Annotated in this window: 6 protein-coding genes; 2 read left to right on the top strand and 4 right to left on the bottom strand. The window is 57.6% G+C overall.

Annotated elements, in window-relative coordinates:
* Positions 1–34 precede the first annotated feature (34 nt).
* The 4 genes from lpdA to KO088_RS03970 form a co-directional block, all read right to left on the bottom strand.
* On the bottom strand, positions 35–1,393 hold the full coding sequence (lpdA, locus tag KO088_RS03985; RefSeq protein ID WP_215493673.1) for a dihydrolipoyl dehydrogenase: 1,359 nt from the start codon (positions 1,391–1,393) through the stop codon (positions 35–37).
* 197 nt (positions 1,394–1,590) lie between these two features.
* The gene (gene secA / locus KO088_RS03980) at positions 1,591–4,893 is read right to left on the bottom strand and encodes a preprotein translocase subunit SecA (protein ID WP_215493672.1); all 3,303 of its coding nucleotides are present in this window, start codon (positions 4,891–4,893) and stop codon (positions 1,591–1,593) included.
* A gap of 137 nt (positions 4,894–5,030) precedes the next feature.
* A complete protein-coding gene (locus tag KO088_RS03975) occupies positions 5,031–6,611 on the bottom strand; it encodes an alkaline phosphatase family protein (RefSeq protein WP_251419792.1) in 1,581 nt (526 codons plus the stop codon).
* Positions 6,583–7,890, bottom strand: a complete 1,308-nt coding sequence (locus KO088_RS03970) for a lipoprotein N-acyltransferase Lnb domain-containing protein (protein ID WP_215493671.1) — start codon at positions 7,888–7,890, stop codon at positions 6,583–6,585. Before KO088_RS03970 ends, KO088_RS03975 begins: the two co-directional genes overlap by 29 nt.
* A gap of 789 nt (positions 7,891–8,679) precedes the next feature.
* Here KO088_RS03970 and KO088_RS03965 point away from each other — a divergent pair.
* Together KO088_RS03965 and KO088_RS03960 are read left to right on the top strand one after the other, a co-directional pair.
* The gene (locus tag KO088_RS03965; protein WP_251419790.1) at positions 8,680–11,091 is read left to right on the top strand and encodes a TonB-dependent receptor; all 2,412 of its coding nucleotides are present in this window, start codon (positions 8,680–8,682) and stop codon (positions 11,089–11,091) included.
* 290 nt (positions 11,092–11,381) lie between these two features.
* The gene (locus tag KO088_RS03960) at positions 11,382–13,787 is read left to right on the top strand and encodes a TonB-dependent receptor (protein ID WP_251419789.1); all 2,406 of its coding nucleotides are present in this window, start codon (positions 11,382–11,384) and stop codon (positions 13,785–13,787) included.
* Positions 13,788–13,926 lie beyond the last annotated feature (139 nt).

Here is a 13,926-nt window from a genome sequence, read left to right as displayed (position 1 = left end):
TGTCTATTATATCTATGGAGTGGGTAGGCCGCTCTTAGGAGAAGAGGACCTCGTGGAGGATCTCCCCTGCTGTGGGGTGGGGGAAGATGTGGCGTCGGAAGTCCTCGATGCTGGAGCGGTCGGTGACGGCAATACCAGCCAGGAGGATGAGCTCCGATGCGGGATTCCCTAAGATGTGGCAGCCGAGGATGGTGTCATTCTCGTCGACAAGGACCTTACACAGCCCAGGGGCTTGCTCGTTCTCTACGACGTAGCGTCCTGCATAGGCCATGGGGAGCTTGAGCACGCGGTAGTAGCGGCCTTCGGCACGGAGCTTCTCTTCGGTAGCCCCGACACCTGCGATCTCGGGGTGCATGTAGACGACAGCAGGTACAGAGTCGTAGCGCATGCGGTCATCACTACCACCTACGATATGGTTGATAGCGACCTCACCCTCACGGATAGCGGTATGAGCAAGCATGGAGAAGCCTGTGATATCACCAGCGGCATAGACGCGGGGGTGGGAGGTCTGCATGTACTCGTTCACTACTACGGCTGCGCGGTTCATCTGGATAGAGAGTGTCTCAAGGCCTAAGCCATCCGTCACGGGACGACGGCCGACGCTCAGAAGGATCTGCGAGGTGGGGAGGATTTCGGTCTTCCCGTCCTTCGTCTCGATGCTTACGCCCTCAGCAGATACTGCTGTGACCTTCGTCTCGAGGTAGAACTGAATACCACGTCGTGCATACTCCTTGCGAAGCATGCCCGAGGTCTCGCTGTCCATAGCGCCGAGGATCTCGGGAGCCATCTCGATGACACGTACGGGGACACCGAGGGAGGTATAGATACCAGCGAACTCCATACCGATGACCCCACCACCGATGATCGTGATGTCCTTGGGGAGTGTCGTGGCACTGAGGGCCTCGCGGCTCGTCCAGTAGCCGACTTCGCTGAGGCCAGGGATGGGAGGGATGGCAGTCTCACTACCAGTAGCAAGGAGGACGTAGCTCACGGCATAGGTCTCGTCGTCTGTAGCGACTAAGATGCGGTCTCCCTCTTCGCCCGTGAGGCGAGCAGTCTTGGAGACGACCGTGACACCAGCACCCTTGAGCTTGTAGGAGACACCTCCGGTAAGGGTCTTGACGATCTTATCCTTGCGGGCAATGATCTCTGCGTAGTTGGCGGAGATAGCTCCCTCTACATGGATACCATAAGCAGCGCTTTCGCGCATTTCGTCGAGGAGGTTGGCCGAGTGGAGTAGGGTCTTCGTTGGTATGCACCCTTCATTGAGGCAGACGCCTCCGAGGGCTGTGTGTTCAAAGAGTACTACTTGAAGGCCGTTGGCTGAAGCATTCGCTGCGGCATTGTAGCCAGCAGGACCGCCACCGATGATGGCTATATCGAAGTTCTTCATTCTAATTGTCCTTTTTGTGTGTGTACAAAGCATTCCAAAGATACGTTTTTTCGTGGTACACTATCAACAAGCCTTACTCACAAGGCACGAATAGCACTTAGAGATGAGTGGGGAATGCCTCAAAAAAGAAGCTCGCCCCCAACTCCCGATCGGGAGCTGGGGGCGAGCTTATATATAAGGTGTAGGGACCTTAGTGCTTAGAAGCCCTTGCCGTGGCAGTGCTTGAACTTCTTACCGCTACCGCAGGGACAGAGGTCGTTGCGGCCGATTGTGTGGGCTGCCTGAGCAGGCGTACGGCGCTGCTCTTCGCGGTCCTCGGGGCTACCGACTTCGTGACGCTGCTCGTGGTACTGGGGCGCAGGGCGCTGTACCTCAGGGGCAGCTTCGCGGATCTCTACCTGACGGGGAGCTTCTTCCTCGGGAGGAGCGATGTTGAGTCGGACACGCATGAGGACGGAGGCCGTCTTGCGGTTCATATCTTCGATCATCGCACGGAAGAGCTCGTAGGACTCGAGCTTGTAGACGAGGAGAGGATCCTTGTTTTCGTAGCTGGCGTTCTGCACAGAGTTACGCAGCTCATCCATCTCACGTAGGTGTTCCTTCCAAGCTTCGTCGATGATATGCAGGACGATAGCCTTCTCGAACTCACGCATGATCGTGCGACCTTCACTCTCATCAGCTTCGCGGAGGTTACAGCTGACATTGTAGGCCATACGTCCGTCGGTCAGAGGGATCATGATGCGCTCATAGACGTGACCCTGCTCAGTGAAGACCTGATGAAGCGTAGGATAAGCGATGTCGGCGATCTGCTTAGCGCGAGCCATAAAGGTCGATTCTACTGCTTCGTAGAGCTGGTCGGCGAGGTCATCAGCCTTGGTGCGGCGGAAGGTCTGCTCGTCGAAGGGAGACTCCATAGCGAAGGTACGCATAATGTCTGTCGTGAAGCCCTCGAAGTCTTCGGCAGGCTGGTGCGTGTCGATGAGCAGGCGTCCAGCATCGTAGAGCGTGTTCATGACGTCCATCTCGATACGCTCACCCATGAGGGCGTGGCGACGACGCTTGTAGATGACCTCACGCTGGGAGTTCATCACGTCATCGTACTCGAGGAGGCGCTTACGGATACCGAAGTTGTTTTCCTCGACCTTCTTCTGGGCGCGCTCGACAGCCTTGTTGAGCATGCTGTGCTCGAGTACTTCACCTTCCTCGAAGCCCATCTTATCCATCATAGCGGCAAGACGGTCTGAGGCGAAGAGGCGCATCAGGTGGTCTTCGAGCGATACGAAGAAGACGGATGAACCTGGGTCACCCTGACGACCTGCACGACCACGGAGCTGGCGGTCGACACGGCGAGACTCGTGACGCTCGGTACCGAGGATGGCGAGACCACCAGCTGCCTTGACCTCGGGCGTCAGCTTGATGTCGGTACCACGACCAGCCATGTTGGTGGCGATGGTGACGACGCCGGGCTTACCTGCCTGAGCTACGATCTCAGCTTCCTTCTGGTGGAGCTTAGCGTTGAGGACGTTGTGGGGGATCTTACGCAGGTCAAGCATCTTGCTCAGGAGCTGCGAGATCTCGACGGAGGTCGTACCGACGAGTACGGGGCGGCCTTCGCCTACGAGGCGGACGATCTCCTCGATGACTGCTGCATACTTCTCACGAGCCGTCTTGTAGATGCGGTCGTTGAGGTCATGGCGAGCGATGGGGCGGTTCGTAGGGATGACGACGACGTCGAGCTTGTAGATGTCCCAGAGTTCGCCTGCCTCGGTCTCTGCCGTACCCGTCATACCAGAGAGCTTGTGGTACATACGGAAGTAGTTCTGCAGCGTGATGGTGGCGAAGGTCTGGGTAGCAGCCTCGACGTGGACGCGCTCCTTAGCTTCGATAGCCTGGTGCAGGCCGTCGGAGTAGCGACGGCCGTCCATGATACGCCCCGTCTGCTCGTCGACGATCATGACCTTGTTGTCCATGACGACATACTGGTCATCCTTCTCGAAGAGGGCATAGGCCTTGAGGAGCTGGTTCACGGTGTGTACGCGCTCGCTCTTGATAGCGTAGTCGGAGAGGAGGGCTTCCTTGCGCTCGGCGAGCTCCTCGGTGGTGAGACCTTGGTTCGACAGGTCAGCCAGGAGGCTGGCGATGTCGGGGAGGATGAAGAAGGTGGGGTCATCTGTACCGCGCGTCAGGAGGTCGATACCCTTGTCGGAGAGCTCGATGCTATTGTGCTTCTCGTCGATGACGAAGTAGAGCTCGTCGGTGACGAGGTGCATCTGACGCATGTTGTCGGCCATGTACTCTTCCTCGACCTTGAGCATACCGGCCTTGATACCAGGTTCGCTGAGGTACTTGATGAGGGGCTTGCTCTTAGGCATACCCTTGTAGGTACGGAAGAGGAGGAAGAAGCCTTCTTCCTGCTCCTTCTTGTCTGACGAAGAGATCTTCTTCTTAGCGTCGATGAGGAGCTGCTGGCAGAGCTTGCGCTGCGCATCGACGACGGTCTCTACGTTGGGGAGGAACTGCTCGAAGAGCTGATCGTCACCCTTGGGCACAGGGCCTGAGATGATGAGAGGCGTACGGGCATCGTCGATGAGGACGGAGTCTACTTCGTCGACGATAGCGTAGTTGTGACGGCGCTGCACGAGGTCTTCGGGGCTGGTAGCCATATTATCGCGCAGGTAGTCGAAGCCGAACTCGTTGTTCGTCCCGAAGGTGATGTCAGCGTTGTATGCTGCACGACGCTCGGGGGTATTGGGGCGGTGCTTGTCGATACAGTCTACGCTGAGGCCGTGGAACATGTATAGCGGGCCCATCCACTCCGAGTCACGCTTGGAGAGGTAGTCATTCACCGTGACGACGTGGACACCATTACCCGTGAGGGCGTTGAGGAAGACGGGAAGCGTAGCGACGAGAGTCTTACCTTCACCCGTAGCCATCTCGGCGATCTTACCCTTGTGCAGGACGGTACCCCCGAAGAGCTGCACGTCGTAGTGCACCATGTCCCAGGTGATCTCATTGCCACCAGCGAGCCAGTGGTTCTGATAGATGGCCATATCGTCCTCGATGCGGACGAAGTCGTGGCTGACGCTGAGGTCGCGGTCAAAGTCCGTAGCCTTGACGCGGATCTCGGCGTTCTCAGCGAAGCGGCGACCCGTGCTCTTGACGATGGCGAAGGCCTCGGGGTGGACTTCGTCGAGGACGATCTCGAGCTTGTCGAGGATCTCCTTCTCGAGCTTGTCTACCTTGGCCCAGATAGCTTCGCGCTCATCGAGCTCCTTGCCTTCGACGCTGGCCTTGAGTTCTTCTACCTCAGCACGTTCGCTGGCTACGTAGTCGTTGATACGCTGACGGAGCGAGGCGGTGCGGGCACGCAGGTCGTCGTCAGACAGTGCATCGATCTCGGGGTAGACGGCCTTGACGCGCTCTACCCAAGGCGTGATCTCCTTGAGGTCACGCTGTGATTTGTTGCCGAATAGCTTCGACAATAGGTCTATGAATCCCATATATCTTGTTTTATTTCTTCTTGTATGATGGAGTGGGAGGGCTTCCTTAGGGCTGTGATAGCGGGGAAGGGTACTCCCTACATATATATTAAATGTATAGGGCGATGTGGTATCGGAGACCCTATACTCGGGGTGCGCTATCGTGCGGCGTTCGGCGGGCGGATGCGGAGGACGTAGGCGATGGCCTTGGCTACGTCGGGGGCTTCGACGATAGGGTAGTCGAAGTCACGTGCCGTGATCCCTGCTCCGAGGAGGATGCAGGGACTGCTGATGGCTGTGGAGTGAAGCCACAGGTTGGGGCTGTCTGCAGGATCCTCGACCTCCCATCCGGGCGTGAGGGTCCAGTAGACGTCGGCTATATGGCGGACGTGGATCGAGCGGCGAAGTGCTCGGGCGGCATCGCTCAGAGAGGACTGGGTGACCAGACGCTCGCCAGCGACAGCCATACCGATGCCCTCCATTTCCTCGAGGAAGGCGGCCGACTTATCCTGGAGCTCGGAGAGTGCGATACGCTTCGTCTCGGCGAGCTTCCTATTGAGGTACACGCGTCCATCGGCGAGGCGCTCTACCCAGCTCCCCTGACCGTAGAGGGCGGAGAGATAGAGGTTGAGCAGTGCAGCACCCTTCTTGGCGCTGAACTGCCCGTAGCGGGCCTCAGCACCGCGAAGTCGTGGACGGCGATAGTGGGTATAGCCCGTACCCGAGAGGGCGAGCAGGTAGTTGCCTTCGCCGAACTTACGACGGAGCTCCTGCAGGAGGGCTTGGATATTCTTGTCAAGTCGTACGTAGGCGTCTACCTCTTCGCTGGTCAGCTCACCCTGAGCTTCGCGTGGTGCGACGTCAAGGCTGTACGAGAGGGCCAGCATACCAGGCGACTTGCTCTCGGCATAGCCCCCTTGGTCGAGTAGACGTAGTGCAAGGCTCGTGACCTCTTCGTTGGCCAGAGCGCTGCGCTTGAAGTCCGCTGCCTGATGTCCCTGATAGCGGTGCGTGAAGCGACCACCCCAGTCGGACCAGGTGCGAGAGGGTGAGCTGTAGCTACGGAGCGGACTCCATGCCATCTGCCCCCCGACGAGGCGCTTATTAGGCCCTTCGGCGGAGCGGTTGTAGGCCTCGAGGCTCTTGGGCATCGCCTCGTAGTAGCTCGAGCTGGCCCATGAGGCGATCTTGCTGTCGAGCCAGAAGGCACCGTTGGCAAACCACCCGCCCGAGGCGATAGCGGTCTCGGCGTCCGAGGCGATGGCATAGACCAAGCCTGCACCCGAGGAGGCCTCCTTGATGCGGTCGCCAAGGGTATTGACTAAGAGTGCCTTGGGCGAATAGGTATCGCGGGTGTAGCTCCCCGTGACGCTGGGGTCATAGAAGACCGAGCGCCAGGCATGCTCCTTCTTGCTCCAAAGCGTCGTGCGCTCGATGCCGTGCGTTTGAGGATAGGCCCCCGTATGCAGGGTAGCCGTGGCCGAGGCGCGGTCCAGCTCCGCCAGAGGGAAGCGGACATGCGGGTAGATCTTCCCCTCGGAGAGCATACGGCCTAAGCCGTCCTCAGTGAAGAGTGGGCGTAGCTGCTCGAGGTAGTCACCACGGAGATCCTCGATGGTGATATAGACGACTACACGAGGGAGGTCCCCCGCCTGCAGCGGCTGCTGGAGTGCCACAAGGGCCAGCAGTGAGGTCAGTAGGTAGCGCATGCTACGCTGCTCCAGTGGGCTCTTGGACATACTTATGAGATATAGGCTTGTGAAGGAGACGCCCCAGCGAAAGGAGACCGAGGCTGAGAGCGATCAGATAGACGCTCGGGTTGATCACCTGCCCTGCGATGAGGCTCACGATGGGGAAGGCGATGAGTAGCACGAGACAGACGGTATGCAGGACTGTGCGCACACGGCGTGTACGCTGCCCAGCGGGCATCAGGAGTGCTATGATGAGGTAGAGCGGATGGAGCGCGAGGAGATTGAAGTTCGGCGATACCATCGGATGCTCAGAGATGAAGCTGAGGTAGCAGAGGAGCGTCCCCCCGAGGCCTGCTGCGAGATAGAGGCTGAATTCGATGACTCCAGCGACGGGCTTTCTGAGCCAGCGCCAGATGAAGACCCCGATAGAGAGCAGGAGGATGAGGGAGAAGATGACGAGGGGATGGGTCACGCTGAGGCCTGCGGGTGCGATAGGACGTGGCTCGCCATACTCCAGCGTCTGCTGGATGGGGCGTCCCCAGATCTCTTGGTCAGGGGTGACGATGCCCATAGCGAGGTGGGGGAGCAGGCGTGCGGCCTCCATAGGGATAAAGAAGCGGTCGCGGATACTCATCTTCTCGTCCAGCTCGGGGCCCATCGCGAGATCTGTCCCCAGCACCAGCCAGGGGGAGGAGGCCTCCAGCTCGTTGATCGCCTCGCGCCAAGTCTTGTCGGGGAGTGGCGTGATGCCAGGCACGCTGTCCAGCACGAAGGTCAGCTGACTCCCGCGCTCGTCGAGCTTGCCGAAGTCCGTCAAGGTCGCGAAGTAGAGATCCAGCGGGCGCGTACTGCAGTTGTTGCGGAAGGCATTGTATCGGTACGTGCGGTTCTCGGGCTGTGCATTCTCGATGAGGAGTCTCCAGAGGTGGGCACGCTGTGTGCTGTCGGTATTGAGTACCAGCTCGCGGATGACACCACGGCTCTGATACTCGCTTATGTAGTCACTGGTCGCTATGGGTAGGACGATGTAGTCGGTCTTGCCCTGAGTGAAGCGCAGGGAGAAGTCGTCGGTAAAGTTGAAGATACCGTAGTTGAAGGTCACATCGATCCCCTGCTCTGCATCCCATACGCGTAGGCCTGCATGGCCGTAGAGGGTGTAAGAGTCTTCGGCGCTGGGCTGGGCAGCCAGATAGCTGATCTGAGCGCTCTGTGAGAGGGTAAGGGGGAGGCCGAAGGTCTTGTCATGCTGGGGCTGAGGCGTCTCAGCGACGCCCGTCATATAGGCACACAGACACACCACCGCCACGAGGAGGAGGCGGTAGGTCATACCAAGGGTCTTATATATATGGTGTAGCTGGCCTATAGCTTGCATCGAATCTGATCAGATAGGACAAAGATACTAAAAGTCTGCATGCTCTCTTGGGTCAGGCCTTCCCCACAGAGCAGGCGGGGGCCTTCTCCCATCGTAAGCGCCTCGTCTTCGCTGTGATTTCTTGGGGGAGGAGCGTATGGGTGGATATGCTCCTTGTAGGAGGGGTGGGGTGAACCTATATTGGTCGACGGGCTGACCTATATGAGTACGTGGGTAGAGCTATATAGGATGGCGAAGAAAGCTATATAGCTTTGGACTGATTCCGTATAGCTTTCTCTTGATTCCTGTATTAGGTTGTCGCTCCGCGTAGGGATAAAAGTTGCGGACGAGTGGTAGATAAGTTTGGACTACGTACGTGGCTCTAATATCTACGTACGTGGATATTTGGATTTGCGTGCTTGGTCTTTAAGACTACGTACATAGACAGAGGAAAACCACTACGTGAAGGTGCTTTTTCCTTCACGAGAAGGACACTTTTCTCTCCGCTGGATAAGAGGAATACTCGTGATAAGGCCACGGGCTTGCGTATCACTTCGGAGAGGTATATCGGGGATCTGGGCTATCCTATACGATCTCACCCATGGGATCAGCCTCGCTCAGGCAGCTCCACTGTCGCTCGTTCGTCTACTGCAGAAGGGCGGGGAGAGGACGTATAATAGCGGTGTTTCGCAGGTGTTTATGGGGTTGTTTTTTATAAAGTCGCTACCTTTGGGGACTACTTCCATTAGCACCGTACCTCATGGTATGAAACACATTCACTTGCTCTTAGTCGCCTTTGCGCTATCTTCTGGTAGCCTTCTCGCGCAGACGACCGTCGCTGTACAGGGCACCTTAAAGAAGACGACTGACCGCACGCCCGTGGACTTTGCTAACGTCCTCCTGCGCCATCCCGCTGATAGTAGCCTCGTCGTAGGGACGACCAGTGACGAGCACGGGGCTTTCCGCTTGGAGGCTCCCGAGGGCACCTTCCTTCTCGAGGTGCGTGCGCTGGGCTACCGACCCTATCATCAGACGCTCACCATCGCTGGTGCTCTTGACCTCGGCGAACTCCTCCTCACCGAAGAGACCAAAGAGCTCTCCGCTGTCCAAGTCACAGGGCGCCGCCCGATCATGCTGCGCAAGACCGACCGCCTGGTCTTCGACGCTACGCAGATCGCTCCTGCTGCCAGCTCGGTTCTGGATGTCCTACGGCAGACCCCTGGGGTGAATGTCTCCGACGATGGAGTCAGCCTCATCGGTAAGGGTGGGGTGATCATCCTCGTCAACGATAAGCGTGTGCGTCTCTCGGGGGCAGCACTTATCAGCCTCCTACGCTCCTATCCACAGTCCGACCTTCAGGAGATACAGATCCTGACCACACCACCAGCTAAGTACGAAGCCGAGGGGAATGCTGGTGTGCTGAATCTCATCCTCAAGAAGGCCAAGAATGACTTCTTCGGGGGAAGTATCTCCCCGCTTTTGGAATTAAAAAAGGAGAGGACGATGTATTCCCTCAATACCAACCTCAACTACAAGAATGACAAGGTCTCCGCTTCCCTCCAGCTCGGAGGAGGTAGGCTGAACTACGATGGCTATCTTGGGACCTACCGTACCTATCCTAAGCAGGGTACCTATCATGCAAGTGAAACGACGCACGAGGGGGCAAGTCCTCACTTCAACCTTAACCTCCGTGCAGGGCTGGACTACGCCTTCACCTCAGAGTTCTCGGTGGGGGGTAATGTCTCCTACAGCCGGAATAAGGGTAATACGCATCGAGTGAATGATAGCCGAGACTATCGCATCCTCCCCAGTGGTGAGCGTGAACTCCTACGCCTCCTCCCTGGCGTTGCCGACAATACCGACAAGAGTCACTATACTACGGCGAACGTTCACCTGGAGAAGACCTTCAAGTCTGCTCCCCAGCGTCGTCTCTCGTGGGATGCCGACTATGTAGGCTACCGAAGCCAAGTGGGGCGTAACTTCTCCTCTCGTGGCTTGATGCCTAATGGTACTCCCATCCCAGGATCGGACTTCCACTTCGATGCGCTGACCGATCAGCACACCGACTCCTACATCACGAGCCTGGACTATACTGAGCCTCTCGGTAAGGGGACGCTGGGCTTTGGAGCTAAGGGGACGTGGACCCGCACCTCCAACCGAAGCGACTACGATGCCAAGAGCTCCATGGGTGAGCGTCACGACAAGATCACCTTCGACGAACATGTCTATGCGCTCTATGCTGACTTCAAGCATCCGCTCTCCGACAAGTGGAATCTCCGCACGGGTCTTCGTATGGAGTACACCCATACGGCAGGAGAAAATAACGGCCGTCGTCTGGAGCACCTCAAGAGCTATCTCAACGTCTTCCCCACGCTCTTCTTAGGCTACAACCCCAACGACCGCCATGCCTTCAGCCTCAATGGTACTGTCCGCCTCAATCGCCCTCACTTCGGCCAACTCTCCCCGTTTGCTGACTACGAGAACCAGTACAGCATCATGCGAGGGAAAGAAGATCTGCGTGCTGCCAAGCGTGCCCAGCTCGCCCTCGGCTATACCTTCCTTGGGGCGCTGAACTTCCAGCTCGATGGCGGCTATCTCTGGGATGGTATCACGCAGGTCCTGCGCCTCGATCCCGTGACGAACCAAGCGAGCTACACGCATGACAATGCCGAGAAGACCTGGACCTTCGGTCTGGAGAATGGCTTCTTCTTCAATAAGGTCAGCTTCTTCCAGACCTACATCTCCCAGCGTCTCTGGTACTCCGATATGAAGATCGGCCCTGAGTCCACTTCGCTCTACGGGGGATCAGGCTTGAGCTATCATGTCAGTCTCAACAATACCTTCTTCTTCAATCGTAGTAAGACCTTCCAGGGGACCTGCTCCTTCTACTATCGGACACCTGGCTACGATTGGGGCTTCCATGCAGGTCACATCTTCTCTGGCGGAGCAGGCCTATCCTACACGCTCCTTCAGGGGAAGCTTCGCGTGGCAGTTGATGCCTACAACCTCCTGCGCAATAATCTCCGTCTGGACGTCACGACACCCGACTATCAGATGAACATCGAGAATGAGAATAGTCCCTTCTACTGCAGTCTCGGTGTGACCTACTCCTTCGGTGCTCCCATCCAAGGCAAGTCCGAGCGCAAGAGTGCCCAAGAGCTCCGCTCCCGCATGTAGCGCCCTGCCGCTACCATTCTTGGGTCACTCCCGCTAAGGCAAAGCCCCCAGCAGCCGTCCTCGTGGTGCCTGCTGGGGGCTTGCTGTATCTGGGCTATCCTATACGATCTCACCCATAGGATCTACCTCGCTCAGGCAGCTCCGCTGTCGCCCGCTCGTCTACTGCAGAAGGGCGGGGAGAGGACGTATAATAGCGGTGTTTCACAAGCGTTTAAGGGGGGTATTTTTTTTTTTTTTCTATAAAGTTGCTACCTTTAGGGACCACTTCCATTAGCACCGCACTCCTTGAAATGAAACACATTCACTTGCTCTTAGTCGCCTTTGCGCTATCTTCTGGTAGCCTTCTCGCGCAGACGACCTTCCCAATACAGGGCACCTTGAAGAAGACCGCCGACCGCACGCCCGTGGACTTTGCTAACGTCCTCCTGCGCCATCCCGCTGATAGTAGCCTCGTCGTGGGGACGACCAGCGATGAGCACGGAGCTTTCCGCTTGGAGGCTCCCGAGGGCACCTTCCTCCTCGAGGTGCGTGCGCTGGGCTACCGACCCTATCATCAGACGCTCACCATCGCTGGTGCTCTTGACCTCGGCGAACTCCTCCTCACTGAGGAGACGAAGCAGCTCTCCGCTGTCCAAGTCACAGGGCGCCGCCCCATTATGCTCCGCAAGGCCGACCGTATGGTCTTCGACGCTACGCAGATCGCTCCCGCTGCCAGCTCGGCTCTGGATGTCCTGCGCCAGACCCCTGGGGTGAACGTCTCCGACGGCGGCATCAGCCTCATCGGCAAGGGCGGGGTGATCGTCCTCATCAACGACAAGCGGGTACGTCTCTCGGGCTCTGCTCTGATCAGCCTCCTCCGCTCCTATCCGCAGTCTGACCTCCAGGAGATCCAGATACTCACCACCCCGCCCGCTAAGTACGAAGCCGAGGGGAATGCCGGTGTGCTGAACATCATCCTCAAGAAGGCTAAGAACGATTTCTTCGGAGGAAGTATCGCTCCTCGCTTCAGACTTCGTAAGGATAAGATCTTGTACAGCCTCACTTCCAACCTCAACTACAAGAAGGACAAGGTCACCGCTTCTCTCCAGCTCGGAGGAGGCTCTTCAGGCTATGATGGTCGCCTAGATACCTACCGCACCTATCCCAAGCAGGGCACTTTCCATTCGAGTGAGACCGCCTACTCGGGGCAGGGCCCTTACTTCAACTTTCGTGCGGGGCTAGACTATGCCTTCACCCCAGAGCTCTCCATGGGGGCGAGTATATCCTACAGCCCGGAGAAGGACGATACTCGCCGAGAGAATGATAGCCGAGACTATCGCATCCTCCCCAGTGGTGAGCGTGAACTCCTACGCCTGCTCCCTGGTGTCGCCGACGAGACCGACAAGAGCCAATACACTACGGCGAATGTTCACCTTGAGAAGAGCTTCAAGTCCGCTCCCCAGCGTCGTCTCTCGTGGGATGCCGACTATGTAGGCTATCGAAGCCAAGAGGGGCGTAACTTTACTTCCCGAGGCTTGATGCCTAATGGTACTCCCATCCCTGGGTCAGACTTCCACTTCGATGCTCTGACCGATCAGCACACCGACTCCTACATCACGAGCCTGGACTATACCGAGCCGATTGGTAAGGGGACGCTGGGCTTTGGGGCTAAGGGGACATGGACCCGCACCACCAACCGAAGCGACTACGATGCAGCGAGTACGATGGGTGAGCGTCACGACAAGATCACCTTCGACGAACATGTCTATGCGCTCTATGCTGACTTCAAGCATCCGCTCTCCGACAAGTGGGATCTCCGCACGGGTCTTCGTATGGAGTACACCCACACGGCAGGGAAGAATAATGGCCGTCGTCTGGAGAACTTGAGGAGCTACCTCAATGTCTTCCCCACGCTCTTCTTGGGATTCAACCCCAACGACCGCCATGCCTTCAGCCTCAATGGTACTGTCCGCCTCAATCGCCCCCACTTCGGCCAACTCTCGCCGTTCGCTAGCTATGAGAACCAGTACAGCATCATGCGAGGGAAAGAAGATCTGCGTGCTGCCAAGCGTGCCCAGCTTGCTCTCGGCTACACCTTCCTTGGGGCACTGAACTTCCAGCTCGACGGTGGCTATCTCTGGGATGGTATCACACAGGTCATCCGCCTCGATCCCGTGACGAATCAAGGGAGCATCACGCATGACAATGCCGAGAAGACCTGGACCTTCGGCCTGGAGAATAGCTTCTTCTTCAATAAGGTCAGCTTCTTCCAGACCTACATCTCCCAGCGTGTCTGGTACTCCGATATGAAGATCGGCCCTGAGTCTACCTCGCTCTACGGGGGCGCAGGCTTGAGCTATCATGTCAGCCTCAACAATACCTTCTTCTTCAACCGCAGTAAGACTTTCCAAGGGACCTGCTCCTTCTACTATCGGACACCTGGCTACGATGGAGGCTTCCATATGGGGCACGTCATCTCTGGCGGAGCGGGCCTATCCTACACGCTCCTCCAAGGGAAGCTCCGCCTCGCTCTCGACGCCTACAACCTCCTCCGCAATAACCTCCGTCTGAATATCACGACTCCCGACTATGAGATGTATGCCAACAACGAGAATAGTGCACTCACCCTCAACCTCGGTGTGACCTACTCCTTCGGTGCTCCTATCCGAGGCAAGTCCGAGCGCAAGAGTGCCCAAGAGCTCCGCTCCCGCATGTAGTGCCCCGCCTCCCGCTCTTGGGTCACACCCGCTAAAGCAAAGCCCCCAGCAGCCGTCCTCGTGGCGCCTGCTGGGGGCTTGCTGTAGTCTATCGCAGCTCCGCTGTCGCCCGCTCATCTACTGCAGGAGGGTGGCGAGA

Origin of the sequence: Porphyromonas bobii, from assembly GCF_943169685.1 — a bacterium.
Lineage (GTDB): Bacteria > Bacteroidota > Bacteroidia > Bacteroidales > Porphyromonadaceae > Porphyromonas > Porphyromonas pasteri.
Note: the sequence above shows the minus strand (reverse complement) of the source record. Positions and strands in the feature narration are given on the sequence as shown.

Excerpts from the sequence above, each read along its gene's own strand:
- lpdA (WP_215493673.1), bottom strand. The coding sequence starts at position 1,393 with ATGAAGAACTTCGATATAGCCATCATCGGTGGCGGTCCTGCTGGCTAC.
- secA (WP_215493672.1), bottom strand. The coding sequence starts at position 4,893 with ATGGGATTCATAGACCTATTGTCGAAGCTATTCGGCAACAAATCACAG.
- KO088_RS03975 (WP_251419792.1), bottom strand. The coding sequence starts at position 6,611 with ATGTCCAAGAGCCCACTGGAGCAGCGTAGCATGCGCTACCTACTGACC.
- KO088_RS03970 (WP_215493671.1), bottom strand. The coding sequence starts at position 7,890 with ATGACCTACCGCCTCCTCCTCGTGGCGGTGGTGTGTCTGTGTGCCTAT.
- KO088_RS03965 (WP_251419790.1), top strand. The coding sequence starts at position 8,680 with ATGAAACACATTCACTTGCTCTTAGTCGCCTTTGCGCTATCTTCTGGT.
- KO088_RS03960 (WP_251419789.1), top strand. The coding sequence starts at position 11,382 with ATGAAACACATTCACTTGCTCTTAGTCGCCTTTGCGCTATCTTCTGGT.